Source organism: Mycobacterium sp. NGS24 (genome assembly GCF_059813065.1).
In genome coordinates this window covers 40,256-66,660 of sequence record NZ_JCALDW010000003.1, presented here as the reverse complement: position 1 = coordinate 66,660, position 26,405 = coordinate 40,256, and the positions used below count along the sequence as shown (strand labels likewise).

The 26,405-nt window shown below is 65.5% G+C and carries 24 protein-coding genes, 1 tRNA gene and 1 pseudogene; 13 read left to right on the top strand and 13 right to left on the bottom strand.

Going from position 1 to position 26,405, the window contains the following annotated elements; all coding sequences use genetic code 11:
- Together AC5Y6Y_RS05765 and AC5Y6Y_RS05760 are read left to right on the top strand one after the other, a co-directional pair.
- Positions 1 to 1,347 (top strand): hypothetical protein, encoded by a 1,347-nt coding sequence (locus tag AC5Y6Y_RS05765; RefSeq protein ID WP_473139371.1) that lies wholly within the window; start codon positions 1 to 3, stop codon positions 1,345 to 1,347.
- Between the two features lie 10 nt (positions 1,348 to 1,357).
- A complete protein-coding gene (locus AC5Y6Y_RS05760; protein WP_463825729.1) occupies positions 1,358 to 1,720 on the top strand; it encodes an SgcJ/EcaC family oxidoreductase in 363 nt (120 codons plus the stop codon).
- Here AC5Y6Y_RS05760 and AC5Y6Y_RS05755 read toward each other — a convergent pair.
- Positions 1,713 to 1,976, bottom strand: a complete 264-nt coding sequence (locus AC5Y6Y_RS05755) for a hypothetical protein (protein WP_473139372.1) — start codon at positions 1,974 to 1,976, stop codon at positions 1,713 to 1,715. The two genes, AC5Y6Y_RS05760 and AC5Y6Y_RS05755, sit on opposite strands and share 8 nt — an antisense overlap.
- Positions 1,977 to 1,989: 13 nt before the next feature.
- On the bottom strand, positions 1,990 to 2,946 hold the full coding sequence (locus AC5Y6Y_RS05750; protein WP_463825727.1) for a DNA polymerase domain-containing protein: 957 nt from the start codon (positions 2,944 to 2,946) through the stop codon (positions 1,990 to 1,992).
- A gap of 371 nt (positions 2,947 to 3,317) precedes the next feature.
- On the opposite strand from AC5Y6Y_RS05750, the gene AC5Y6Y_RS05745 reads away from it, so the two are divergent.
- From AC5Y6Y_RS05745 to AC5Y6Y_RS05730, 4 genes are all read left to right on the top strand, one after another.
- Complete coding sequence (locus tag AC5Y6Y_RS05745; RefSeq protein WP_473139373.1) at positions 3,318 to 4,121, top strand: mycofactocin-coupled SDR family oxidoreductase; 804 nt, start codon at positions 3,318 to 3,320, stop codon at positions 4,119 to 4,121.
- A 27-nt stretch (positions 4,122 to 4,148) separates the two neighbouring features.
- A complete protein-coding gene (locus tag AC5Y6Y_RS05740; protein ID WP_473139374.1) occupies positions 4,149 to 5,702 on the top strand; it encodes a long-chain-fatty-acid--CoA ligase in 1,554 nt (517 codons plus the stop codon).
- A gap of 13 nt (positions 5,703 to 5,715) precedes the next feature.
- The gene (locus AC5Y6Y_RS05735; protein WP_473139503.1) at positions 5,716 to 6,648 is read left to right on the top strand and encodes an LLM class F420-dependent oxidoreductase; all 933 of its coding nucleotides are present in this window, start codon (positions 5,716 to 5,718) and stop codon (positions 6,646 to 6,648) included.
- A 66-nt stretch (positions 6,649 to 6,714) separates the two neighbouring features.
- Positions 6,715 to 7,497: an emopamil-binding protein gene (locus AC5Y6Y_RS05730; RefSeq protein WP_473139375.1), complete on the top strand. Its 783-nt coding sequence runs from the start codon at positions 6,715 to 6,717 to the stop codon at positions 7,495 to 7,497.
- Here the strand turns inward: AC5Y6Y_RS05730 and AC5Y6Y_RS05725 are convergent.
- From AC5Y6Y_RS05725 to AC5Y6Y_RS05710, 4 genes are all read right to left on the bottom strand, one after another.
- Positions 7,494 to 8,639: an acyl-CoA dehydrogenase family protein gene (locus tag AC5Y6Y_RS05725; RefSeq protein ID WP_473139376.1), complete on the bottom strand. Its 1,146-nt coding sequence runs from the start codon at positions 8,637 to 8,639 to the stop codon at positions 7,494 to 7,496. The genes AC5Y6Y_RS05730 and AC5Y6Y_RS05725 overlap by 4 nt on opposite strands.
- Positions 8,640 to 8,650: 11 nt before the next feature.
- Entirely contained in the window at positions 8,651 to 10,126 is a 1,476-nt protein-coding gene (locus tag AC5Y6Y_RS05720; RefSeq protein ID WP_463825722.1) for a flavin-containing monooxygenase, read from the bottom strand.
- Positions 10,127 to 10,232: 106 nt separating this feature from the next.
- Positions 10,233 to 11,036, bottom strand: a complete 804-nt coding sequence (locus tag AC5Y6Y_RS05715; protein WP_473139377.1) for a crotonase/enoyl-CoA hydratase family protein — start codon at positions 11,034 to 11,036, stop codon at positions 10,233 to 10,235.
- 44 nt (positions 11,037 to 11,080) lie between these two features.
- A tRNA-Tyr gene (locus AC5Y6Y_RS05710) sits at positions 11,081 to 11,164 on the bottom strand.
- 70 nt (positions 11,165 to 11,234) lie between these two features.
- On the opposite strand from AC5Y6Y_RS05710, the gene AC5Y6Y_RS05705 reads away from it, so the two are divergent.
- From AC5Y6Y_RS05705 to AC5Y6Y_RS05690, 4 genes are all read left to right on the top strand, one after another.
- Entirely contained in the window at positions 11,235 to 11,726 is a 492-nt protein-coding gene (locus tag AC5Y6Y_RS05705; RefSeq protein WP_463825721.1) for a YajQ family cyclic di-GMP-binding protein, read from the top strand.
- A gap of 32 nt (positions 11,727 to 11,758) precedes the next feature.
- Positions 11,759 to 13,267, top strand: a complete 1,509-nt coding sequence (locus AC5Y6Y_RS05700) for a flavin-containing monooxygenase (RefSeq protein WP_473139378.1) — start codon at positions 11,759 to 11,761, stop codon at positions 13,265 to 13,267.
- Between the two features lie 60 nt (positions 13,268 to 13,327).
- Positions 13,328 to 14,353, top strand: coding sequence for an NAD(P)H-dependent glycerol-3-phosphate dehydrogenase (locus AC5Y6Y_RS05695; protein WP_463825719.1), 1,026 nt, complete (start codon positions 13,328 to 13,330; stop codon positions 14,351 to 14,353).
- Positions 14,354 to 14,601: 248 nt separating this feature from the next.
- A complete protein-coding gene (locus AC5Y6Y_RS05690; protein WP_473139379.1) occupies positions 14,602 to 16,110 on the top strand; it encodes a SulP family inorganic anion transporter in 1,509 nt (502 codons plus the stop codon).
- 3 nt (positions 16,111 to 16,113) lie between these two features.
- Here the strand turns inward: AC5Y6Y_RS05690 and htpX are convergent.
- Positions 16,114 to 16,924: pseudogene (htpX, locus tag AC5Y6Y_RS05685) on the bottom strand (zinc metalloprotease HtpX).
- Positions 16,925 to 17,010: 86 nt separating this feature from the next.
- Positions 17,011 to 18,018 (bottom strand): nonaprenyl/(2E,6E)-farnesyl/geranylgeranyl diphosphat synthase, encoded by a 1,008-nt coding sequence (gene grcC1, locus AC5Y6Y_RS05680; RefSeq protein WP_473139380.1) that lies wholly within the window; start codon positions 18,016 to 18,018, stop codon positions 17,011 to 17,013.
- 21 nt (positions 18,019 to 18,039) lie between these two features.
- Between grcC1 and menJ the strand changes: the two genes are divergently transcribed.
- The 3 genes from menJ (at position 18,040) to AC5Y6Y_RS05665 (ending at position 20,454) form a co-directional block, all read left to right on the top strand.
- A complete protein-coding gene (gene menJ / locus AC5Y6Y_RS05675; RefSeq protein ID WP_463825715.1) occupies positions 18,040 to 19,269 on the top strand; it encodes a menaquinone reductase MenJ in 1,230 nt (409 codons plus the stop codon).
- Between the two features lie 126 nt (positions 19,270 to 19,395).
- Complete coding sequence (locus tag AC5Y6Y_RS05670; RefSeq protein ID WP_473139381.1) at positions 19,396 to 20,085, top strand: class I SAM-dependent methyltransferase; 690 nt, start codon at positions 19,396 to 19,398, stop codon at positions 20,083 to 20,085.
- Between the two features lie 33 nt (positions 20,086 to 20,118).
- Entirely contained in the window at positions 20,119 to 20,454 is a 336-nt protein-coding gene (locus tag AC5Y6Y_RS05665; protein ID WP_463825713.1) for a DUF732 domain-containing protein, read from the top strand.
- A 10-nt stretch (positions 20,455 to 20,464) separates the two neighbouring features.
- On the opposite strand, the gene AC5Y6Y_RS05660 is transcribed toward AC5Y6Y_RS05665, so the two are convergent.
- The 5 genes from AC5Y6Y_RS05660 to menD all read right to left on the bottom strand — a co-directional run bounded on the left by AC5Y6Y_RS05660 (position 20,465) and on the right by menD (position 26,376).
- Positions 20,465 to 22,243, bottom strand: coding sequence for a hydroxysqualene dehydroxylase (locus tag AC5Y6Y_RS05660; protein WP_463825712.1), 1,779 nt, complete (start codon positions 22,241 to 22,243; stop codon positions 20,465 to 20,467).
- An 88-nt stretch (positions 22,244 to 22,331) separates the two neighbouring features.
- Complete coding sequence (locus AC5Y6Y_RS05655; RefSeq protein WP_463825711.1) at positions 22,332 to 23,024, bottom strand: demethylmenaquinone methyltransferase; 693 nt, start codon at positions 23,022 to 23,024, stop codon at positions 22,332 to 22,334.
- A 17-nt stretch (positions 23,025 to 23,041) separates the two neighbouring features.
- Positions 23,042 to 24,169, bottom strand: a complete 1,128-nt coding sequence (locus AC5Y6Y_RS05650) for a glycosyltransferase family 4 protein (RefSeq protein ID WP_473139382.1) — start codon at positions 24,167 to 24,169, stop codon at positions 23,042 to 23,044.
- 63 nt (positions 24,170 to 24,232) lie between these two features.
- A complete protein-coding gene (locus tag AC5Y6Y_RS05645) occupies positions 24,233 to 24,733 on the bottom strand; it encodes a DUF3592 domain-containing protein (RefSeq protein ID WP_473139383.1) in 501 nt (166 codons plus the stop codon).
- Entirely contained in the window at positions 24,730 to 26,376 is a 1,647-nt protein-coding gene (menD, locus tag AC5Y6Y_RS05640) for a 2-succinyl-5-enolpyruvyl-6-hydroxy-3-cyclohexene-1-carboxylic-acid synthase (RefSeq protein ID WP_463825708.1), read from the bottom strand. Before menD ends, AC5Y6Y_RS05645 begins: the two co-directional genes overlap by 4 nt.
- Positions 26,377 to 26,405: the final 29 nt, after the last annotated feature.

The following is a 26,405-nucleotide window of genomic DNA, read 5'->3' as shown; positions in this document are numbered from 1 at the left end:
ATGAGGGTGTCTAACAGGCTGTTCACGTCCGGACGCATGCGTGCGTTGGTCGTGTCGTTTGCCTGCTTGGCCACGGCATCCTGCGCCACTTCAGCGACGGTCAGCCCGCCCGCCGGCCAGTCGGCGAGCAGTGCGGCACCGACGTCCAAAGTTGCCGCCAACACCGTTGCGCCGCCCCCGCCGCACATCAGTCCGCTGGCCAAGGATTGGAAAACATACGGCGGAACGGTCTACTTCGGTTGCCCCACCGAATTCACGCTCAGCAAATCCGCTCTGGACGACATCCGGCCGAAAGTCCTGGATACCAAGACCGCCGAATTGATCATGCCCGCGGTGCCGGTCGTCGCTGCCGGGGAAACCGTCACCGGCGCCATGTGTGCGCTGTCGAACACCGAACGCGACACCAAGGTCGTCTACGTGGTCACCACGACCAAACCCGCCCAGGGCGGCGACGTCACCAAGACCACCGGCTACATGTTCGACCTGAAGTCGAGTCAGCCGCTGGCGACCAAGGAACTGCAACCGCCGACCCCTGACCTGAAACTGGCCGCGGCCAAGGAATGGCGGCTGGCCCCGACCGTGCCCGGGGTGGCGTGGTTGAACGCCTACACCGACGGCCGCGGCGCAGCGGCACCGCCGAGGACGGTCGTCCTGTCCAACGCTGACCTGTCGACGCTGTGGGATGATCCGCAGCCGGGTCGGATCTGGCAGGACGTCCTGGCCTTTCAACGCAGTACGGTGGCCGGCAGCACGCTGGGCGCCGAATTACGGTTACCCACCGGTGAACCCGTCTTCCGGAATGACGAGATCGCCAGCGTGGACAGCGAATTGTCCGACGGGCCAGACAAACTCGTGCAGATCACGCAGTGGGAGTCGCACAATCCGCCGACCCAGTCCACCATGTTCTTCGACCTCACGACTCGGGCTCCCATCAAGGTCGGTGACGCCGACCGGATCGCGGGTGGTGGGTTGTCCGCCACCCTGTCGGACGGAAAACTCTTCGTCGACGGCCGTGGTTCGGCCACTTCACAATTCGGGTACGGCGTGTGGAATCTGCGCACCCAGCACTGGGATCTGCTCAAGAGCCGCGACGAAGCCAAGACGATTGCCAAGATCGCGTTCTTCAGCGATCACCTGTACGTGACCAACTCCGACAACACCTATTCGGTGTTCGCGCTACCCGACGCCAACCCGGTGGCGTCCGCGTGGACGGGCCGCCCGTTCGGCCGGATCGTGGGCTGGACGCTGGTGTGCCAGGGCGAGACCGCCGCGCCACCGAGCGGCGAGTGCCGCCAGATCGTGTTGGTGCGCGATACCGACGGCCGCTACCCGGGCCCCTGGTTTTAGGGTCGATGCTGTGGCGGACGCCGAACAAGTTATCCGCGAGGTGATGGACCGCTGGAAAGCGGGTATTGATGCACACGAACCCCACCGGGTGGCCGAGCTGTTCGCAGCGGACGGCATCTTTCAGGGGTTGCGGCCCTACAGCGTTGGGCGACAAGGCGTTACCGCCTACTACGACTCCCAACCCGTGGGGCTCACCGTCGTCTACCGCATTCTCGAGACCCGCAACATCGCACCGGACGCGGTCCTTGGTTATCTGCGGGCCGACTTCACGTTTCCCGACGGATCCGTCATCAACGTCAACCTCGGCGTGCTGATCGTAAACACCGGTGACGGCTGGCGAGTCCAGTACTACCAGGCGTCCCGGGTCACTTGACCGGACGACGTCGGGTGATCGACGCCCAGTCCCAGGTCGCGGCGCCCTGCATGCGCTCCTCGTTGCCCACCGCCCCCTTGGTGATGGCGAGCGCGATCATGATGTCGGCGTAGGTGATGAACAGTCCCGCCCAAAACGCCCACCGCAGCTGCGGGTCCGGTTGCGAGGCGAAAAACAAGATCAGAAATATCGGCCCGACGATGCCGAACACGAACATCATCGCCTGGATCACCAGGTACCGCTTGAACGTTGCCAACTCGCGCTGCTCCTCAGTTCTCCTGCGCCCGCCTGGCCCGGGCCCGGCGTTTCCCCTCGTGCATGGCGGCCACCCGTGCCACCGGGATGGTGCGCCCGTGCTCGATCAAATCATTCGGCAGCCGCTGGGGCGGCGGCAACGACGCCCAGGGGTCCTGACCGGGCAGCGCATCGATCGCCGTGTGCACGGTGAAATCTGTCGGACTGACCCGGTCGAGGTCCGACCAGTCCAGCGGGAATGACACCGGCGTACCCGCCCGCAGCCGCGGACTGTAGGCGGCGGCGACCGTAGCACCCCCGGCGCGGGTCGCGTCGACGAACACCTTTCCGGCCCGGTCTTCGACGATGAAAGCCGTTGTCGCCGTAGTGGGATCGAGCGCTTCGGCGCGAGCGGCCAGCGCCCGGGTGGCGGCCGCGACGTCGTCAACGGGCGCGTGATCGTCGATCGGTACGAATACGTGCACGCCCTTGGCGCCGCTGGTCTTGACCCCGCCGGCCAGACCGCTGTCGGCCAGTGCCTGCCGCACCAGGTGGGCCACCTGCACCACGGCCGTGAAGTCGGCGTCGGGCGGCGGGTCGAGATCGAGCACCAGATGCGTGGGCCGGTAGATGTCGTCGGCCAACCCCAGGGCGGGGTGGTACTCGACAGCCCGTTGATTCGCCAGCCAGAGCAGGGTGCGCAGGTCATCGCAGACCGGGTAATGCACCTCGCGGTGCGAGGCCTCGGCCCAGATCCCGACCGTGCGCACCCAGCCCGGGGTGTACTTGGGAACGTTCTTCTGCATGAACGGCGCCCGTCCCCGCAACACCCGCAGCACGGTGAGCGGACGCCCGACGAGTCCGGGCAACATGCGGTCGGCCACGGCCTCCAGGTAGTCCACCAGGTTCCGCTTGGTGGCGCCGGCGTCGGGACTGAGCGGTTGATCCAGATTGGTGAGATCGATTCCTGCGCGCTGCTCGTCGACGCTCATTTGCAAACCCTATGCAGTTGCCGGTCGGACAACGAACTGGGCTGGCGCGGCAACGAGGTCTATCGTCGTAACCGGGCGCAAGTGAGGGTCGAGGTCCACCACAGATGATCGCAGTTAAAGCATTCAGTGGGGTGTTGCTGGCGGCGTCGGCGATGCTCGCGGGCCCGGCGCCGGCACAAGCCGAAGAACCGCCATGTGCCGCCGGCGAATGTGAGCAAGCGCCCCGGCCCGCCCAATCCATCTATCCACGCCACAACTACGCGTGCATGCGGGGCGTCTGCGTCCCGTTGCCGGCCCCCCGGCCGAAGCACTGAGTGGCTGAACACCGCCCGCCGCAACCTGTTTCGGGGTCAGCGGTACCGTGACCTTTCATGGCTGCATTAGACGGACGGGTCGCATTGATCACCGGCGGGGCCCGAGGTCAGGGTCGCGCGCATGCGTTGGCGCTGGCCGCCGAGGGCGCCGACATCGTCGCGGTCGATGCGCCCGGGCCGATGCAGGAGCTGACCTATCCGCTGGGCACCGAGGACGATTTGCGGACGACAACCAAGCTGGTCGAGGAACTGGGCCGGCGTTGTGTGCCGCTGTCGGTCGATGTGCGCGACTCGGGTCAGGTCAACGTCGCCGTCGAGCAGACGGTCGCCGACCTGGGCAGCCTCGACATCGTGGTGGCCAACGCGGGCATCGTCAGCACGGGTCCGTTGACCGAAGTGAGCGATCAGATGTGGCGGCAACTGGTCGACACCAACCTCAGCGGTGTCTTCCACACCTTACGGGCGATCATTCCGGTGATGCGCCAGCAGCGCTTCGGCCGGATCGTGGTGACCTCCTCGATGGGCGGGCGGATGGGCATCCCGGATCTGGCGGCTTACAACGCCACAAAGTGGGGCATCATCGGGCTCGCCAAATCGGTGGCGCTGGAGGTCGCCAAGGAGGGCATCACGGTCAACGTCGTCTGCCCCACCACCACCCGCACGCCGATGGTCCAACCCGAGGGTGACGAGTCCGTTCCCGACGAATTGGTGCGCAGGATGATGAAGGCCAACCCGATACCGCAACCCTGGATCGAACCGGAGGACGTCAGCCGCGCGGTCGTGTACCTGGTCACCGATCCCGGGGTGATTACGGGCAGCGTCTTGGAGGTCGGACTCGGCGGGAGCGCCCGGATTCACTGATATTGACCAGGATGAGAGGCTCAAGTCATGTCGACTCCACCTGATCCCCGCTTGCTCGACGACCGCCTGGCCTATTGGGCCGAGACCAAGCCCGACGACGAGGCGATGGACTATCTGGACCGGCAGTGGACCTGGTCGCAGTGGAACGACCGGGTACGCCGGCTGGCCGGTGCGCTCACCGAGTTCGGTGTCGGGCGCGGTGACGTGGTGGCGTTCCTGGACAAGAATCATCCGGCTTGTGTGGAGCTGACATTCGCCGCCGCATCCCTGGGTGCGGCCAACGCGATCATCAACTTCAGGTTGGCCGCCGACGAACTCGACTACGTGCTCAACGATTCCGGCGCGAAGGTGCTCATCGTCGGCACCGAACTAAAACCCAATATCGACAAGATCCGCGGCGACCTGAACAGCATCGAACACGTCATTGAAGTGACGCCCGAAGGTGGCGACGGCGATGAATACGAGGCTCTGCTGGCCGGCGCGACACCGGTCGGCAGAGCCGACGACGTCGAGCCCGACGACGTGTGCATCATCATGTACTCCTCCGGTACCACCGGGCGCCCCAAGGGGGTGCAGCTGACGCAGGCGAACCTCATCGCGCACACGATCAACGCGCACGAGGGTTTCGAATTCGATCCGGGCGACAAGAGCATGGTCTCGATGCCGCTGTTCCATGTCGGTGGATCGTCCTACGTGCAGTTCGGGATTCACGACGGGGTTCCCAGCGTGATGACGCGCGACGCCGACGGCAAGACGCTGGCCGGCGCGATCCTCAAGGGCGCCAACCGGACATTCCTGGTCCCCGCGGTGTTGGCGAAGGTGCTGGAATCCGGCGAGGACGCGGTGAAACTGTTCGGCGCGCTCAAAACGTATTCCTATGGCGCGTCGCCGATGCCGCTGCCGCTGCTGCGCGCGGCGTTGAAAGCGTGGCCGGACACCGACTTCATCCAGGCGTACGGCCTGACCGAAGTCTGCGGCGTGATCAGCCACCTGCTGCCCGAAGCACACCGCGCCGAAGACCACCCGGAGCGGCTCAGCAGCGCCGGGACGTTGGTGCCCAACGCCGAGGTGCGGGTCGTCGATCCGTACACGCTCGAGGACGTGCCGACCGGCGAGCAGGGCGAATTGTGGTTCCGCACACCGCAGTTGATGAAGGGTTATCACAATCAGCCGGAGGCGACCGCGGAGGCGATCACCGAAGACGGTTGGTTCCGCAGCGGCGATATCGGCCGGGTTGACGACGGAGGCTACGTCTTCGTCGAGGACCGTTTGAAGGACATGATCATCTCCGGCGGCGAGAACATCTACTCGATCGAGGTGGAGCGGGTACTGGCCGAACACCCGGCGGTGGTTGAGGTCGCGGTGATCGGAGTGCCCGACGAACGATGGGGCGAAGTGGTCAAAGCCGTTGTCGCCCTAGAGGGAGAGGCTACCGAGAAAGAACTCATCTCGTTTGCCCGCGAGCGTCTGGCCGCCTACAAGTGCCCGAAGACGGTCGACATCACCGACGAATTACCGCGCAATCCGACCGGCAAGATCCTCAAGAAGGAGCTGCGCAAGCCGTACCTGGAAGGCAACTGACGTGAGCCGCTCCCTGCAGTGTCGAGTGTTCGTCGAGCCGCAACAGGGCGCGACCTACGCCGACCAGCTCGCCGTCGCGCAAACCGCCGAACAAGCCGGCTTCGACGCCTTCTTCCGCTCCGACCACTACCGCGCGATGAGCGGCGACGGCCTGCCCGGCCCGACCGACTCGTGGGTGACGCTGGGCGCGATCGCGCGGGAAACCTCGACCATCCGGCTGGGCACCCTGGTCACCTCAGCGACCTTCCGTCACCCCGGACCGCTCGCGATTGCGGTGGCACAGGTGGATGAAATGAGCGGTGGACGAGTCGAATTCGGCCTGGGCAGTGGCTGGTTCGAAAGCGAACATCATGCTTACGGGATTCCGTTTCCCTCGGTACGGGAACGCTTCGACCGATTGAGCGAACAATTGGCCATTATCACCGGGTTGTGGACGACGGCGCCGGGCGAGACCTTCGAGCACGCCGGCGAGTACTACACCGTCACCGACTCACCGGCGCTGCCCAAACCGGTCCAGACCCCGCACCCGCCGATTGTGATCGGGGGTACCGGCGCCAAACGCACGCCGGCACTTGCCGCCCGGTACGCCGCGGAATTCAACCTTCCGTTCGTGCCGATGGATGTCGCGGAGAAGCAGATTCACCGGGTCCGCGATGCCGTAGCCGCCGCCGAGCGGCCCGCGGACTCGATGGTCTACTCCGCTGCCTTCGTGCTGTGTGCCGGCCGCGACGACGCCGAGGTCGCCCGCCGGGCCGGGGTGATCGGCCGCGAGGTGGACGAGATGCGGTCCAACAGTCCGCTGGTCGGCACGCCCGCCGAGATCGTCGACAAGCTGGGCCCGTGGGCCGAGCTTGGCGTGCAACGGGTGTACGCGCAGACGCTGGACATGTCCGACCTGGCGCATCTCGAACTGGTCGCCGGCGAGGTGCTGCCCCAACTGCGTTGACCGAACCGGTAAGCTCGGTCGGTATCACAAGTAGTTGATACTTGCCTCGGCGACGGAGGATGCAGCGTGCCCGATGACGTGACGACGATCCGCGAACACGAGACCGACTTCGCCCAGCCGTGGGCGCCGCACCGGCTGAAAATCTACAAACTCACCGCGGTGTTCACCTTCGCCGTCTTCCTGTTGGTCACCATCGGCGTGGGCATCGGCATCATCAAACCGACGTTCACCACCGATGTCGTGGTCAACCTGATCTTCGGCATCCCGGTGCTGCTGCTGCCCTTCGTCATCCTGTGGAATGCACCGGGCGAGCAGCGATCTCGGCTCGACAGGGCGGCCGAACTGACCCTGTTCTATCTGCCGTACACCGCGGGCAGCCAGATCGGGTACGAACTGGTGTTCCTGATCGGCCACCCGTTGGGGTGGTGGGCGCCGACCACGGACCCCGGCTGGAAATGGTTGTGGTGGCAGTATGGGCTGGCCGACACCCGCTACGTCAGCGGCAATCCGTGGATCTTCGCGCTCGAGGTGGTCGGGGTCTGTACCGGGTTGACCGCGTTCGCGGCCTGGACGCGGCTGATCCGATCCGGGCTGCCCGCCGAATCCCGTATCCGCTGCCTGTGGGTCGCTTTCGCCGGTGTCGCGGTGCTGATGAGCAGCACGGCCGTGTACTTCCTGGCGGAAGTGGGCGCCGGGTTCAGCCACATCGGGCAGGGTGCTTTCGGACTGGGCTTCAAGTTCTTCGCCGAGAACATTCCGTTCATCGTGCTGCCGCCGCTGGTGCTGTATTCGATCCATCTCCAGATCGATCACCTCACCCGACGGGCGGGGGCGCAGGCATCTTTCTAGAGGCCCAGGTCGCGGCCGATCACTTCCCGCATGATCTCGTTGGAGCCGGCCCAGATCTTGGTCACCCGAGCATCCTTCCAGGCCCGCGCAACCCGGTATTCGTTCATGAAGCCGTACCCACCGTGGATCTGCACGCACTGATCGAGGATCTCGTTCTGGACGGTGGAGGTCCATAACTTCGCCTTGGCGGCGTCGATCGCCGTCAGCCGGCCTGCCACGTGGGCGGCGACGCATTTGTCGACGAATGCTTGTGCGACATCGAGTTTGGTGACCATCTCGGCGAGCAGGAACTTGTTCCACTGCAACGAGCCGATCGGCTGGCCGAACGCTTTGCGTTCCCGGGCGTAGGTCAGCGTCTCTTCTAGGACGTAGCGCGCGTGGGCGAGGTTGGCCACGCCGGCGCTGATTCGCTCCTGGGGCAGCAGGGTCATCATGTGGATGAAACCGCGGTCGAGTTCGCCGATGATCGCGGTCTCGTCGACCCGGACATCCTCGAAGAACAATTCGGCGGTGTCGGCCTCGGGTTGACCCACCTTGTCCAGCTTGCGGCCACGGCTGAACCCGGGATTGTCGGCTTCCACCGCGAACAGGGTGATGCCCTTCGAACCCTTCGCCGGATCGGTGCGGGCGGCGACGATGATCAGATCGGCCTGCGTGCCATTGGTGATGAACGTCTTGGAACCGTTGATGACGTAGCTGGTGCCGTCTTTGACGGCAGTCGTCTTCAGGGCAGCCAGATCGGACCCGCCCGACGGTTCGGTCATTGCGATAGCGGTGATCAGCTCGCCACTGCAGAATTTCGGCAGCCAGCGGCGGCGCTGCTCCTCGGTGGTCAACTTGACCAGGTAGGGCGCGACGACGTCGTACTGGATGCCGAACGCCGATGCCGCCGCCGCGCTGGACCGCGCCAACTCCTCACCGAGCACCGCGTTGAACCGGTAGTCGCCGGCGGCGCTGCCGCCGTACTCTTCGGGTACGTCCAGGCCGAGGTATCCGTTGGCACCTGCGTGCAGCCAGGTATCACGATCGATGCGGCGCTGCTCGATGAACTTTTCCTCGTTGGGCTCGATGTAGCGAGTGACGAAATCGCGCACCGAGTTTCGGAATGCGTCGTGATCGGCGTCAAAAAGGGTGCGGTGCATTGATCCGGAGGTCAGGCGGACAACTCAGCTGTCGCACGGTGTTTGCTGAATACCAGGCTCTCGTCGTCGACCTTTCCGTTACGGATCAACCGGAGGTCGACGAAGTAGTTCTGCTTCAACCGCCAGGGCAGCTTCGATCCCGATTTCGGTAACGTGTCCAGCGCCCGCGTGACGTAACCCGACTTGAGATCGACGAATGGCCGTGGTTCCACGTCCGGACCGGGATCTGCGGGCACGACGATGTCGAAACCCTTGGCGTCCATGTAATTGAGCAGCCGGCACACGAATTCCGATGTCAGATCGGCTTTCAGGGTCCAGGACGCGTTGGTGTAGCCGAAGGTGAACGCCAGGTTGGGCATCCGCGACAACATCATGCCCTTGTAGGCCATCGAATCGGCGAGGTCAACCGGTGCACCGTTGCGCCGCACCTCGGCGCCACCGAAGAACTGCACGTTCAAACCCGTTGCGGTGACGATGATATCGGCTTCGAGCTCCTCCCCCGACGAGAGCTTGATACCGGTCTTGGTGAAGGTTTCGATCGTGTCGGTGACGACGTCGGCCTTACCCTTGCGGATCTTCTTGAAGATGTCACCATTGGGCGCCAGGCAGACGCGTTGATCCCACGGCTTGTAGTCGGGGCTGAAGTGCCTGTCGAAGTCGTAGCCCTCGGGCAGCCGACGGGTAGCCATGGTGCGCAGTGCTTTTCGGAAAGTGTTCGGGAATTTCCGGGCCAGTTGATATTGCAGTGTGCTCTGCAGGATCGCTTTCCAGCGCACCGCGGTGTAGGCCTGTTTCTCGGGAGCGTATTTGTATGCGCGGGCAGCGAAACTGTCTTTGTCGGGCAACGCACCGATGTAGGTCGGTGTCCGCTGCAGCATGGTGACGTGACCGGCACCGGAATCAATCAGAGCAGGAATCAGCGTGATCGCGGTCGCACCGCTACCGATCACCACAATCTTCTTGCCCTGGTAGTCGAGGTCCTCGGGCCAGTGTTGTGGGTGCACGATGGTGCCTGCGAAGTCGTCGGCCCCCGGGAATTCCGGCGAGAAACCCTCGTCGTAGTTGTAGTAGCCCGAGCACGCCCACAGGAAGCCGCAGTTGATCTGGCTGCGCTTCCCGTCCTGCTCGACGGTCAACTCCCACAACCCGTCGTCGTCGGACCAGTTGGCGGCCACCACCTTGGTGCCGAACCGCATGTGCTGGTCGATGCCGTTCTCGGTGGCCGTCTCGTTCAGGTAGTTCCAGATCGACGGCCCGTCGACAATCGCCTGCTCGGACGCCCACGGCTTGAACCGGAAGCCCAGCGTGTACATGTCGGAGTCGGAGCGGATCCCGGGATATTTGAACAGGTCCCAGGTGCCACCGAGCTTGTCGCGCCGCTCCAGGATCAGGTACCGCTTTGTTGGGCACCGTTTCTGCAGATGCCAGGCTGCACTGATGCCGGAAATGCCGGCTCCGACGATGACGACATCGACTGTTTCAGTCATGTCCCGAAATTATCAACACTGTGTTGAGCAAGTCAACAGACTGTCGGACAGAGAGGACGACGTTCCAGGTGCCCGGGGTGCCGACGATCGGAACCGCCGACGCCGCTCACGCAGGGTCGGCGAAGACCGGCGGCTCGCCAGTCATGCCGGCCTTGACGGCGGCGAGTTGATTGGGCTTGCCGATCAATCCGTCTTGTAGCTCGGATTCGAGCAACAGGGCGGCAGCGGTGTCGTCGCTGACCCAGGTGCGGTCGTAGAGACGCTTGGCGGCGCGCACCGCATCCGGAGACCTCTGCGCGATCTCGGCTGCAAGCGCCAGCGCCGCGGCCAAGGGATCGTCGGTGCTGCGGGTGACCAACCCGAGGGCCACTGCCTCGCTGCCGCTGACGATGCGACCGGTGAACGTCAACTCTTTGGCGACGTCGATGGGTACCAGTCGCGGCAGCGTCTGCGTGATGCCCATGTCGGGCACCAGGCCCCACTTGACCTCCATGACGGACAGCTTCGCTGATGGCGCGGCGATCCGGATGTCGGCACCCAGGGCGATCTGCAATCCGCCGCCGAAGCAATTGCCGTGGATCGCGGCGATGACCGGCGCGGGCACCAGCGACCAGTCATAGGACACCCGCTGCGCCAGGTTGGCCACCCGGTCGCCGTCGCGTTCCATCAGCACGCCGACGCCGCCCTGCCCGGACATGAAGCTGGCCACATCGAGGCCCGAGCAGAAGCTCTTCCCTTCGCCGTGCAGCACGACCGCCCGCACCGACTTATCCGCTGCCAGTTGCGCGGCGGCGTCCACCAAACTCTCGAACATGGCCCGGTCCAGCGCATTGTGCTTGTCGGCGCGAACCATGGTCGCAGTCGCTATGCCATCGGCGCCGACCTGCACCCGAACTCGATCTTCGCTCACGCGTGAAATCTACTCCGCAAGCCGAATACGCACTGCTGCAGTGGTGGTGGCAGGTACTGGATTCGAACCAGTGTAGCTTTCGCGACGGATTTACAGTCCGCTCCCATTGGCCGCTCGGGCAACCTGCCGCCTAGCAGGGTACAACGAGCGGGTAGACATTTCACAAACGGCTAGCACCGATGAGAAAGGGCCAATCGCATGGCGGACTCGTCGTTCGACATCGTCAGCAAGGTTGACCGCCAGGAGGTCGACAACGCGCTCAACCAGGCCGCCAAAGAACTGTCCACCCGGTTCGACTTCCGTGGCACCGACACCACGATCGCTTGGAAGGGTGAGGAGAGTATCGAGCTGATCTCGTCCACCGAGGAGCGGGTCAAAGCGGCCGTCGACGTCTTCAAGGAGAAGTTGATCCGCCGCGACATCTCGATGAAGGCATTCGAGGCGGGCGATCCGCAGGCCTCGGGCAAGACCTACAAGGTCAGCGGCACCCTCAAGCAGGGCATCGACAGCGAGCATGCCAAGAAAATCACCAAGCTCATCCGCGACGAGGGACCCAAGTCGGTCAAGACGCAGATCCAGGGTGACGAGGTTCGGGTCACCAGCAAGAAGCGCGACGACCTGCAGGCCGTTCAGGCTTTGCTCAAGCAGGCCGACCTCGACGTGGCCCTGCAGTTCGTGAACTACCGGTAGCCGGCCCGACCAAGACCCAAGCGAGGTTCACGATGACCGTGACTCAACCAGATGCCGAGCGCGAATCAGCCAAGCCCTACGACGTCGACGTTTTGATCGTCGGCGCCGGAATTTCCGGACTCGGCGCGGCATACCGGATCGGGCAGCGCAACCCGTCGCTCAGTTACACCATCTTGGAGCGGCGCGAACGCATCGGCGGCACCTGGGATCTGTTCAGATATCCGGGCGTGCGTTCCGATAGCAGCATCTTCACGCTGAGCTTCCCCTTCGAGCCGTGGACACGCGAGGAAGGTGTCGCCGACGGCCCGCACATCCGCGAGTACCTGGTAGACACGGCCCGCAAGTACGGCATCGACGAGCACATCCAGTTCAACAGCTATGTGCGCCACGCAGATTGGGATTCGGCAACCGACACCTGGACAGTCACCGTCGAGCAGAACGGATCCACCAGGCACTGCCGATGCCGATTCCTGTTCTTCGCCAGTGGCTACTACAACTACGACCAGGGCTACACCCCCGAATTCCCCGGCATCGAGAACTTCAGCGGCACCGTCGTGCATCCCCAGCACTGGCCGGAGGACCTCGAATACAGCGGCAAGAACGTGGTGGTCATCGGGAGCGGCGCCACGGCCGTAACGCTGATTCCTTCAATGGCCGAACGCGCGGCCAAAGTCACCATGCTGCAGCGCTCCCCGACCTATATCGTCTCGGCGTCCAAGTACAGCAGGCTAGCGTGGGTCAGCCGGATATTGTTGCCGCGCAGGGTTTCTCACCTCCTCGTCCGTTTCTACAACGCTCTCATGGAGGGCGTGATCTGGTTCCTGTCGCGCAAGACGCCGGCCTTGATCAAATGGTCCCTGCGCCGCAAGGCGGTGCAGAACCTGCCCGAGGGTTACGCGGTCGACATTCATTTCAAGCCGCGCTACAACCCCTGGGACCAGCGGATGTGCCTGATCCCCGATGGTGACCTCTTCAACGCCATCAGCGCAGGCCGTGCCGAAGTGGTCACCGACCTGATCGACCACTTCGACGCGACCGGCATCGTGCTGAAGTCCGGGACGCACCTCGACGCCGACATCATCGTCACCGCCACCGGTTTGCAACTGCAGGCACTCGGCGGCGCAACCCTGAGCATCGACGGCGAGGCGATCAACCCCACCGACCGCTTCGTCTACAAAGCCCACATGCTCGAGGACGTGCCCAATCTGTTCTGGTGCGTGGGCTATACGAATGCGTCCTGGACCCTGCGCGCCGACATGACGGCCCGCGCGACAGCCAAACTGCTGGAATACATGTCTGCGCACGGATATACGCACGCCAGCCCACACCTGGGCGATCAGCCGATGCCCGAGAAACCGTCCTGGGACATTCAGGCCGGTTACGTGCGACGGGCACTGCATGCACTGCCCAAATCAGGAACCAAGCGACCGTGGAACGTGCGACAGAACTACTTCGCCGACGCGATCGACTACCGGTTCGACCGTATCGACGAGGCGATGACGTTCGGCCGCGCGACCGACCGGGCCGCACTGGCGGGTTGAGGCGACGCTCCATCGGAGAACCGCTGTCAAATGACAGGTGACCGCAATAGGGTGAAGCCCATGGCAGCTGACAAGCGCGAACCGCAAGTCGTAGTCCTCGGCGGAGGCTCGTGGGGCACCACCGTCGCGTCCATCTGTGCACGCCGGAGTCCCACGTTGCAGTGGGTGCGATCGGAAGACACCGCCAAGGACATCAACGACAATCACCGCAACACCCGCTATCTCGGCAACGAAGTGGTGCTGAGCGAGAACCTGACCGCCACCACTGACTTCTCCGAGGCCGCACACTGCGCCGACGTTCTCGTCATGGGCGTGCCGTCCCACGGATTCCGCGGGGTGCTGACCGAGCTCAGGAAGGAACTGCGCCCCTGGGTTCCGGTGGTGTCGCTGGTCAAAGGGCTCGAGCAGGACACCAACATGCGGATGTCGCAGATCGTCGAGGAACTGTTGCCGGGACACCCGGCAGGCATCCTGGCCGGACCGAACATCGCCCGGGAGGTGGCTGAGGGCTATGCCGCGGCGGCGGTCCTGGCCATGCCCGACCAGCACCTGGCGACCCGACTGTCCGGCCTGTTCCGGACCCAGCGCTTCCGCGTCTACACCACCGACGACGTGGTCGGGGTCGAGATGGCCGGCGCCCTCAAAAACGTCTTCGCGATCGCGGTCGGCATGGGTTACTCCCTAGGCATCGGCGAGAACACCAGGGCGCTGGTGATCGCGCGGGCACTGCGCGAAATGACCAAGCTCGGCGTCGCGATGGGCGGGAAGGCCGAAACCTTCCCCGGCCTGGCGGGCCTCGGCGACCTGATCGTCACCTGTACCAGCCAGCGCAGCCGCAATCGACACGTCGGCGAGCAGTTGGGCGCGGGCAAGAAAATCGAAGAGATCATCGAGTCCATGAACCAGGTCGCCGAGGGTGTCAAGGCCGCTGGCGTGATCATGAAGTTCGCCACGGAGTTCGGGCTGAACATGCCGATCGCCCGCGAGGTCGATGCCGTCATCAACCACGGCTCTACCGTCGAGCAGGCCTACGCCGGCCTGGCCGCCGAAGAGCCCGGGCACGAGGTGCACGGGTCGGGTTTCTAGGCTCGCTCCCTATTTTCATACGCGCTACCTAACATTTGGGTTCGGTATGCACCTGGCGCGTCAGGTTGCCCGTACCTAGCACCGCCCATACCGTCAATCGGAGGTCGACAGACGGTCCGGCCCGTGACATCGCGGTTTCGGGAAGTTCGTATTCGTTTGTGCGCCAAGATGTTACGGCCACGTTATGAAGCGTGACCCGGGGTGCGGAAGCACCAATGCGCCCCACAATGCCGACAAGGGAGCTTTCGATGCACGACGTTGAGCAATGCGAGAGTTCTGGCCAGTCCAAGCTGCGTGCGGTCTTTCAGCACGACCTGCCTGCGTCGCTGGTCGTCTTCCTGGTCGCCTTGCCGTTGTCGTTGGGGATCGCGATCGCTTCGGATGCACCGGTATTGGCCGGCCTGATCGCCGCGATCGTGGGTGGAGTAATCGGTGGCGCCCTGGGGGGATCACCCCTGCAGGTCAGTGGCCCGGCCGCCGGCCTGACCGTGATCGTCGCCGACCTGATCGCCGAATTCGGTTGGGGCATCACTTGCTTCATCACAGCAGTTGCCGGCCTCCTGCAGGTTCTGCTGGGACTGAGCCGGGTTGCGCGTGCGGCGCTCGCCATTTCGCCCGTGGTAGTGCATGCAATGCTGGCCGGTATCGGTATCACCATCGCGCTGCAACAGACGCACGTGCTGCTGGGTGGTGAGTCACACAGTTCGGCCTGGGTGAACGTCGTGGAGTTGCCCGCCCAGATCGTCGGCGCGCACCGACCCGGACTCTTCTTAGGCCTGATGGTGATCGCCATCATGGTTGCCTGGCGCTGGGCACCGGCCAAGCTGGCCGCGGTTCCCGGTCCATTGGTCGCCATCGTCGTGGTAACCGCCGCCTCGGTGGCATTTCCGTTCAATGTCTCCCGGATCACGCTGGAAGGTTCGATCCTGGATGCGCTGCAACTGCCTGCGATGCCTCACGGCAACTGGGGTGCCGTCGCGCTCGGCGTCATCACCGTCACACTGATCACGAGCGTGCAGAGTCTGCTGACCGCGGTGGCGACCGACCGGATGCACAGCGGTCCGCGGACCAACCTGGACCGTGAACTGATCGGACAGGGCGCTTCCAACATCGTCTCGGGCGCCGTCGGCGGCCTGCCCATCGCCGGGGTGATCGTGCGCAGTGCGGCGAACATCAAAGCGGGCGCCAAAACCAGCGCCGCGACGATCCTGCACGGATTCTGGATCCTGCTGTTCGCCCTTCCGTTCGCCGGCCTGATCGAACAGATCCCCAGTGCTGCGCTGGCCGGTCTGCTGATTGTGATCGGCATCCAACTGCTGCAGCCCGCACACATCGAAACAGCCTTCAAAACAGGCGATTTCGCTATCTATCTGGTGACGATCGTCGCGGTGGTCTTCCTCAACCTGTTACACGGGGTGTTGATCGGGCTGGTTCTGGCGATCGCGATGACCGGCTGGCGGGTGGTTCGGGCCAAGGTGGAAGCAGTCAGCGACGGCGACGAATGGCGGGTGATCGTCGAGGGTGCGTGCACGTTCCTCAGCCTGCCCCGGCTGACCAGGGTGCTGACATCGGTCCCCGAACGCGCAACTGTCACTCTGCATATCGCTGTCAGTTACCTCGATCATGCTGCGCACCAAGCAATTACCGATTGGCAACGCCAGCATCACGCCACCGGGGGCACGGTCCTGATCGAGGGCCTGCTGGAACACGGCAATACGCCACGGACACTCACGCTGGTGCGCGACGCAGCGGCCTGACGCTCACCCCCGCGCCATCTGCTCCAGCCGGCGGATCCGGTCCTCGATCGGCGGGTGCGTCGAGAACAGCGACCCGATGCGCTCACCCGCGCGGAACGGGTTGGCGATCATCAGGTGTGCCTGGTTGGCGAGTTGTGGCTCCGGGGGCAGCGGGGCCAGTTGCACGCCGCCGGAGATCTTGCGCAGCGCCGACGCCAGGGCCAGCGGATCACCGGTCAGCAAGGCGCCCGACTCGTCCGCCTGGTACTCGCGCGAACGGGAGACCGCCAGCCGCACGACCGTCGCCGCGATCGGGCCCAGCAGCGAAACCAGCAGCAGCGCAAACGGATTGGTGCCGCCCTCGCGATTGCCGCCGAACGCTCCGAACCACATGGCCATGTTGGCCAGCGCGGTGATCACCGACGCCAGCGCCCCGGCCACACAGGAGATCAAGATGTCGCGGTTGTAGACGTGCGAGAGCTCGTGGCCCAACACAGCACGCAACTCGCGCTCGTTGAGGATCCGCAGGATGCCGGTGGTGCAGCACACCGCGGCATTGCGCGGATTGCGCCCGGTGGCGAACGCATTGGGCGCGCTGGTGTCGCTGATGAACAAGCGCGGCATCGGTTGGCGGGCAGCGGTAGCCAACTCGCGCACAATGCGGTACATCATCGGTTCCTGCAATTCGGAAACCGGTTGGGCATGCAATGGCGCGCAGCGCCAGCTTGTCGCTGTTGAAATAGGTGTAGACGTTGATGCCGACAGCGAACAGCGTCGCAAAAATCAGCGCCGTTCGGCCGAACAAAGCGCCGGCGAAGACGATCATCGCGGACATACCGACTAACAGCACGAACGTCTTATTCGATTACAGCCGATCAACGCCCGGAGGCACAGTCAGGGTTCCATACGCCGGGGAAATGCCTAGCCATGCCGGCTGACGGTGTAGTCGACCAGCGCCTGCAACGCCCCCCGCCCCGGGCCCTCCGGTAACAGGCCCAGCTCGTGATGCGCCTGCGCCGCGTACTGCGCGAGGGTTTCCTTGGCCTTGGCCATGCCCGACGACGCCCGCAGCAACATGAGCGCCTCGCGGACCTGTGCATCGTCGTGAATCGGACCGGCCAGCAGCTCTCGCAACCGGGCGCCGTCGGGGCCGGTCTCCTGCAGGGCGTACAACATCGGCAGCGTCCGTACGCCCTCGCGCAGGTCGGTTCCGGGTACCTTGCCCGACTCCTCGGAGTCGCTGTCGATGTCGATGATGTCGTCGGCGATCTGGAACGCGGTGCCCACGATGGCGCCCAACCGGCTCAACCGCTCGACCTGGTCGTCGTCGGCGCCGGAGAACATCCCACCGAACCGGCCCGCGGCACCGATCAGGCTGCCCGTCTTTTCGTGGACCACCTTCAGGTACTGCGCGATGCGGTCCGCCCCGTCGGGCGCACCGCGCGTCTCGCGCATCTGTCCGGTGACCAGCTCGGCGAACGTCTCTGCGACGATGCGCACCGCCTCCGGGCCCAATCGGGACACCAGCCGCGACGATGTCGCCAGCAGATAGTCACCGGCCAGGATGGCCACGTTGTTGCCCCACCGCGCGTTGGCACTGGGCGCGCCGCGGCGCACCTCGGCCTCGTCCATCACATCGTCGTGATAGAGCGTCGCGAGGTGAATGAGCTCGACGATCGCGCCGGCCAGTGTGACTTCGGTGTTGACCGGGTTCGGCCCGGTGTGCGCGGCCAGCACGGTGAACAGCGGGCGGAATCGTTTGCCACCGGCTTTGAACAGGTGCAGCAGCGACTCGGTCATCACCTCGTCGGAGCCGCGCAGTTCGGCGTCCATCAGCTCCTCGACCCGGGCGACACCGTCTCGAACCGTCGCGGCAAATTCGGCATCGCCTAGGTCAACGCCCGCCACCACGGTCGCCGGAGTTCTCATTCGACCAACATACTGGTGAGCGTGAACACGAGAGTCTCCCAGGCCGACGTCGTGGTGGTGGGCGCCGGGCCGGCCGGGTCGGCGGCGGCCGCCTGGGCCGCTCGTGCGGGTCGCGATGTGCTCGTCATCGATTCGGCCAGCTTTCCGCGTGACAAGGCTTGCGGCGACGGGCTGACCCCGCGCGCCATCGACGAGATGCAACGGTTGGGGCTCGGCGACTGGCTGGCCGGGCGCATCCAGCACCGCGGCCTGCGGATGAGCGGTTTCGGTGGCGAGCTGGAAGTCGAGTGGCCCGGCCCGTCGTTCCCGTCCTACAGCAGTGCGGTGGCGCGCCTGGAACTCGACGACCGGATCCGCAAGGTCGCCGAGGAGTCCGGCGCGCGCATGATGCTTGGCTCTAAAGCTGTTGCTGTGCATCATGATTCGTCTCGGCGGGTGACCTCGTTGACGTTGGCCGACCGCACCGAGGTGCGGTGCGACCGGCTGATCGTCGCCGACGGGGCACGGTCCCCGCTGGGCCGCAAACTGGGCCGGCGCTGGCATCAGGAAACGGTGTACGGCGTTGCGGCCCGCGCGTACCTGGCCACCGAGCGTGCCGACGACCCATGGCTGACGTCGCATCTGGAATTGCGCTCGCCCGACGGCGCGGTACTCCCCGGCTACGGCTGGATCTTCCCGCTGGGCAACGGCGAGGTGAACATCGGCGTGGGTGCGCTGTCGACCACCAAGCGACCGGCCGACTTGGCGCTACGGCCACTGATCTCGTACTACACCGACCTGCGGCGTGCGGAATGGGGCTTCGAGGGGCCGCCGCGGGCGGTGGCCTCGGCCCTGCTGCCGATGGGCGGCGCGGTGTCCGGGGTGGCCGGGCCGAACTGGATGCTGATCGGCGATGCCGCGGCCTGCGTCAACCCGCTCAACGGTGAGGGCATCGACTACGGGCTGGAGACGGGCCGACTGGCCGCCGAGATGCTGGACTCCGATGACCTGTCACAGCAGTGGCCGGCTTTGCTGACCGACCACTACGCCCGCGGCTTCTCGGTAGCACGCAGACTGGCGCTGCTGCTGACGTTCCAGCGGTTCCTGCCCGCAACCGGGCCGATCGCGATGCGCTCCACCGCGATGATGCGCATCGCCGTCCGGGTGATGGCGAATCTGGTCACCGAAGACGACGCCGACTGGGTGGCGCGTGCGTGGCGCGGCGGCGGACGTGCCTCGCGGCTGCTCGATCGGCGCCCACCGTTCACCTGAGTGTGCCGAGCAGACGCAAAAGCCCCTTATTTCCGCAGAAATAGGGGGCTTTTGCGTCTGCTCGCGCCAGGGAAGGATATATCAGGCTGGTTGACATATATCAGTCTGGTTGATATACATGGAGTCATGAATGCACCAGTGGATTTTCAGTTCGAATCGGCCTACCGCGGCGACTCCCCACAATTCGGCGCAGGCGTCCGGCCCCCGTGGAGCATCGGCGAACCCCAGCCCGAGCTGGCTGCGCTGATCGAGCGGGGCAAGTTCAAAGGTGACGTGCTCGACGCCGGTTGTGGCGAGGGCGCGATCTCGCTGGCCCTGGCCGAACGCGGGCACCGCACCGTCGGCCTGGACGCCTCACCTACGGCAATCGAGCTGGCCCAGCGCGCGGCCGAGCAGCGGCGCATCTCCAACGCCAGCTTCGCGGTGGCCGATATCAGCGATTTCGACACCTATCCGGCCGATTCGGCCGGACGCTTCGACACGATCGTGGACAGCACGTTGTTCCACTCGATGCCGGTTGAACTGCGCGAGGGCTACCAGCGCTCGATCGTGCGTGCCGCCGCACCTGGCGCGTCGTATTTCGTGCTGGTCTTCGACAAGGCCGCGTTGCCCGGCGAGGGACCGGTGAATGCCGTAACCGAGGACGAACTGCGCGAGGTGGTTGCCAAGCACTGGGTGATCGACGACATCCGCCCGGCCCGCATCCACGCGCAGGTTCCGGCCGGTGTTCCCGGCATGCCCGGCTTCGATGCACGCGACGAAGGCGACGGCCGCATGTCCGTCGGCGCCTGGCTGCTATCAGCGCATCTGGGCTGATAGCGTGCACCGCCCAGGTGTATAGTCCGTCTAATGAAGGTAACTACGCTGGCTACTTTCGCCGCTCTGGCGGCCGCCGCTGTCGGGTCGGCGGCGCCCGCCGGGGCTGACGACTACGACGCGCCGTTCAACGCCCAGTTACACACGTACGGCATTTACGGCCCGCAGGACTACAACGCGTGGCTGGCCAAAATCAGCTGTCAACGGATCGAGCGCGGCGTGGACGGCGACGCGTACAAGTCGGCGACCTTCCTGCAGCGCAATCTGCCGCTGAAGACCACCCAGGGGCAGGCGTTCCAGTTCCTCGGCGCCGCGATCGACCACTACTGCCCAGAACAGGCCGGCTTCCTCCAGCGGGTAGGCCGCTGACTTCCCTGAGCTAACCGCTCGGCCGGCGGGTGTCGAGAATGTCGAGGGCGTTCGGTAGGCCCTTGCGGTATCGGATCCGGTCGGCAGTCTTGAGCGGATTCCACCACGGTGCCTGAAAAAGGTTGACCACGTTGACCTTCTGGCCCACATATCCCGACGCGTCCAGGACTCCGTTGGCGGCGTAGCGGCCCCCTTCGTTGGCGCCCTCCATCGTCGTCACGTTCTGATCGGTCTTGATCCACTCCCCCGCGAGGAACAGGTTGTCGATACCGGTGACCGCGCTGGGCCGCCGCGCCCACGAACCGGGATCCTGGATGAACAGCGGTTCATCGTTGCGGACATTGGGCGTGCCCGAGTCCATGATCGACGGATCCAGAAACCAGGAATGCAGCATCGAGTCGTCGACCACATGTCCGGTGTCGCTCAGATGCGCCTTGATCTGCGCCCACGCTTCCTGCGCGATCTCAGTCGGCGTGCACTGCCGTGCACTCTTGCGGTTGAAATTGCCCGGCGTGCTCCAGTCCGAAATGATCGCGGACAGGCAGTCTTTGACGGTTCCGTCGCCGTAGGTGGTGAGGCTGCGCTTCCAGAATTGCTCTTCGCTGATCGAGGTCAGTCCCCACCCCGAGTCGACGTAATTGACGTGGCCCTTGGTCACGTCCACGCGCTCCTTGAGATAGAACATCAACCCGTTCATCCACTCGGTCCGCAGCTGTGCGACGTTGCCGAGGACCGGGTCGGCGGCAATCACGTCCGGCGTGAGCACCGCTGCGAGCTTCTCACACGGGATCGCCGAAACGTACCAGTCCGCAACGACCGGTTGCGGAAATCCGTTGCCGTCAACCACGGTGGCCGACGCGATGTGCGATCCGTTCGGCGTGAGCCGGGACAGCGCCTGCCCCACTTTGAAAGTGACGCCCAGCGAGGTGAGGTGGTCGACCCACGGGTCGATCCACTGGGAGCTGGTCGGGCCGTTGAGCACCCGGTCGAAGCCCTTGCAGTCGCGGTCATTGCCGAACAACAGAATCGACCAGACCGATGCCTCACCGACCAAGCCGATCGAATGTGCGCTGGCATCTTTGGATTTCGACGCCGCCAGGTTCCGGATGATCCCGTCGGCCAGATAGCGGTTGTATTCCGCCGATCTCTTGTTCGCACCGATGAAATCCTCCCACGTCATGTAGTCCCATTGACCGAGCTTCCGCTCGGTACAGCTGGACACGTAGACGGCGAGTTTCTGTGCCGCATAGGCGGCTTCCCACAACGGCAACCGGAACAGTGTCTGGAAGACCGTAGTGACCGATTCGATGAACGCCTTCGGCGTGATCGGATTAGGAATCGTAGGCAACGGAAACGGCAGCGGGATCGTCAGATCGGCGCGACCCATCCCCGAATGCAGGTATGACGTCGCCCGGGTAAGGTTGTTCCACACGCCGTTCGCGTTGCCGCTGAACGGAATTCGACGCATCGTGTCGGTGACATTGCGATAGAAGCCTGGGAAGAACCGGAAGCCGTGTTCGGCTGGCAGCGGGGTGGCACCCGAATTCGGCACCGGAATCGAACGCGCCTTGCCGCCCAGCGCTTTACGTTCGTACACGGTCACGGTGTACCCGCGGTCGACCAGCTCATGAGCCGCCGTCAGGCCTGCCACACCGGCCCCGAACACCGCGACCGAATTGCCGGGAGCGGCACGACTCATCGGCATCGTGCAGGACAACGCGGCAGCCGCGGTAGCGGCAAGCATCGAGCGACGTGACACCCGGTATGCGGGACGCGGTGCGCTGGTCACGCCAACAAGTTAATGCGTGTTCTGAGCCCAGGACGTTATTGTCGACGGCGTTTCGCCTAGATGTGAACCGTGGTTTCTGCCGAAAGTTTCAGCGCAATGCCTTGTACGCGGCGTGCAACGCCACGATGCCGCCGGTCAGGTTGCGCCACCGCACCGCCGACCAGCCAGCCCGCGAGATCTCGTGCGCCAGGGCCGCCTGGTCGGGCCACGCCCTGATCGACTCGGCGAGATAAACGTAGGCCTCGGGATTGCTCGACACCGCCGTGGCCACCCGCGGCAGCGCCTGCATCAGATACTCCTTATACGCAGTCGCGAACAAAGCATTTGTGGGAGTGGAGAATTCGCACACCACTAACCGGCCGCCGGGGCGGGTGACGCGGGCCATCTCGCGCAGCGCCGCGGGAAAATCGACCACGTTGCGCAAGCCGAAGCTGATGGTGACCGCGTCGAATGCCTCGTCGGCGAACGGCAACCGGGTGGCGTCACCGGCGACCTTCGGAACCCTGCGGGCGCTGCCCGCCGCGAGCATCCCGACGGAGAAATCAGCCGCCACACACCACGCGCCGGACTTCGCCAGCTCCACCGTCGACACCGCGGTGCCTGCGGCCAGATCCAACACCTTATGCCCGTGCTCGATGTGCAGCGCTGCCCGGGTGGCGCGCCGCCAGAACCGGTCCTGGCCGAATGAGAGCACGGTATTGGTGATGTCATACCGGCGGGCGACACCGTCGAACATCGACGCGACGTCCCGGGGATTCTTTTCGAGGTCCGCGCGATTCACGCGTGAAACGCTACCCGCTATGCGACCTGGGCTCGTCGCGTCCCCAACACGGCCTCGTAGTGCCCGAGCAACTCGTCGCAGATCACCGGCCAGCTGCGGCCCAGCACACTGCGCCGCGCCGCTGGTGCGTAACGCGCCCGGTGCGCCACCAGATGAGCGACCGCGTCCGGCAGCCGAGCCTCGAAATCCTCGACCGGGAGCAACAGCCCGGTCCGGCATGGAGTGACCAGATCGCGGGGGCCGCCGGCGTCGGGGGCGATGACCGGCAACCCCGACGCCAGCGCTTCCTGCACGACCTGACAGAACGTCTCGTGCTCACCGGGATGCACGAAAACGTCCATGCTGGCGTACGCCGCGGCGAGCTGGTCGCCGTACAGCGCGCCGGTGAAAACCGCTGTGGGCATTGCCGATTGCAGTTTCGCGCGGTCGACGCCGTCACCGACCACGACGAGCCGCACCGCATCGGTGGCGGCGAGTACGGCAAGGCGGTCGACGTGCTTCTCCGGGGCCAGCCGTCCCACGAAGCCGACGATCGGTTTTCCGTCCGGAGACCACCGCCGCCGCAACTCCTCGTCACGTGCCGACGGTGCGTACCGGATCAGGTCCACGCCGCGCCCCCACCGGTAGACCCGTGGGAAACGCTGGGCGGCAAGCGCTTCCATCGTGGGCGTGGAGGGCGCCAGAGTACGGTCGGCCAGACTGTGCAGGTGCCGGAACCAGGCCCAGGCGGCACGCGTGGTGATGGGGATGCCATAGCTCTCGGCGAATCCCGGCACATCGGTCTGGTACACGGCGACCGTCGGCACGCCCAACCGACGCGCCGCCCGCAGCGCACCGTAACCAAGTAGCGCGGGCGAAGCCAGATGCACCACGTCCGGGTCGAATCCGCGCAACACCCGCAGGATCTGCGGGGTGGGGACCCCGAGCGGCAGCGTCGTCACCTTGGGGAACATCCGTGCCGGCGCGCGGTGCACCCGGATGCCGTCATGCAGGCGCGCGGCTCGAGGTGACCCCGGCGGATTGTCCGGGGCGATGACCAGAGCTTCGTGACCCGTCCGGCGCAGGTGCTCGAGAACCCGAAGGACCGAGTTGCTGACACCGTTGACCTGCGGCAGGAATGACTCGGCGACGATTGCAACGCGCACGCCACCAACGGTGGCAGCCACGGCTGTCGCGGAGGTTGCCGACGGGGATACGCGACGCGAAATCTAGTGGTGGGTGCGCGCGGCCAACCGCCGGTCCAGCACCGCCAGACCGGTCAACGCAAGGGCGGCTGCCAGCCAGGCGGCCACCGCGATGGATCCGGCGGGGATGATCGCCAGTCGGGCATTACGGTGTTGCACCCGCACCAGATTGGGATCCCGTTTGTTGTATTCGACGTAGATCCGCATCCCGGTGGCCAACTCGGACGGGTACAGCACACCGAGTTCCGGTCGATACGTGACCCGATCGGGTGTGACGAACTCGATGGTCGAGCGGCGCGGCCCGGCACTGAGCACCTCGGCCTGTGCGACGCCCATGTTGCGGCTGATCGCCAGGTCGTTGCGGTAGGCGCCGGCGACCAGCAGCACCGACTGCAGGGTCACCAGGAACGCAAGGATCAGCACCCCGATCCGCACCCAGCGCACCACGATTCTGGGCCGGGTATCCGGGAGCTCCTCGCTGGTTCCGTGAATCAGTATGCGCAGCAATGCTTTCGGCGATTTCACAGCGCAGCCCTGATGGCGGCGTGTAGCTGTCGCAGCGAAGACCGGTCAGCCTTGACCTCCAGCACCCGCATGCCGCCGGCGGGTTCGCCCAGGACCGTCGGCACGTCATCGAGCTCGATCTGCCGGCTGTCCACGTGGTAGGCGCGGCACAACGCGCCGACGTCGACGTCATGCGGGGTACCGAAGACCCGCGCCGAGACGTCGGTGAACCGCGGATCACCCTGTTCGAGCAGCTCGAAGATGCCGCCACCGTTGTCGTTGGACACCACGATGGTCAGGTCCCGCGGGGTCGGCTCGGTGGGCCCGATCAACAACCCGGAGCTGTCGTGGACGAAGGTCAAGTCCCCGATCAGCGCGATGGTGCGGCCCCGGTGGGCCACGTCGTGCGCCAGCGCCGCCCCGATGATGGTGGACACGGTGCCGTCGATGCCGGCCACGCCGCGGTTGGAGCGGACCTGGATGCCGTGGGTGTCGAGGCCGACCAGCGCCATGTCACGCACCGGATTGGAGGCCCCCAGCACCAGCTGGTCGCCGGGACGCACGGCGGCGGCCACCGCGGCGGCGACATGCAGGCCGGTCGTCAGGGCATGCCCGGCGAGCTGGTCGCGCACCGCGACCACCGCTTTCCGATTCAGTTCTGCGCAGCGGCGCAACCAGGCGGGATCCGGCGCGCCGGTGGTGACCGCCCTGGTGCCGGTGGCCTGGGAATTGCCGGACACGTCGGGCCAGCGGGGTCCGGTCGTCAACGCATACACCGGCACCTTCGGATCGGCCAGCAGCGCCGAGACCGGGCGGTGCAGGGTCGGCCGTCCCAGCATGATCACCTGTTGGGGGCGCAGCAGCGGCAGCGCCAGCGGATGCAGGGGGTTACCGCGGGTCGCCGGCGCGGGGGCCGTGGGCTCGGCGACGGTCGGCAGGTCGGCGAGCTCGGGAAGTGCGGCCGCGCCGTGCCCGGCGATGACGACGGTGTCCGGCGTCAGGTCGATGTCGAGCGGCTGGTCGAAGGTGACCGGCGGGGTATAGGTCCACGGCTTGCCATCGGGCCGACCCGCCGGGGCGACCGAGCCCTGCGGTCCCGGGTCGGGCACCAGGGGTTCGCGCAGCGGAATGTCGAACTGCACCGGGCCGGCGTTGGCGCTGCGAGAACCGGTGGCAGCGGCCAACACTCGGCACGTCGCCGACCGCCAGGTGGCGTTGAGGGCGGCCAGGCGCTCCGGGGCATCCTCGGCCAGGCCGAGGCTGATCGTGGCGCGCACCTGGGTGCCGAAGTAACCCAACTGCTCCATGGTCTGGTTGGCCCCGGTGCCCAGCAATTCGTAGGGCCGGTTCGCCGACAGCACGATCAGCGGCACCCGGGCGTAGTTGGCCTCGACCACCGCCGGGCCCAGGTTGGCCACCGCGGTGCCCGACGTCATCGCGATGCAGACCGGCGCACCCGCCCCGACCGACAGTCCGATCGCCAGGAACCCGGCGGTGCGTTCGTCGATGCGAACGTGCAGACGGATCCGGCCGGCGGCGTCGGCGTCCTGCAACGCGAACGCCAGCGGCGCGTTGCGCGAACCGGGGCACAGCACCACATCGCGCACCCCGCCGCGAATCAGTTCGTCGACGACGATGCGGGCCTGAATCGTCGAGGGGTTCACTACTACAGAGTGGCACAACCGGGCTTTAG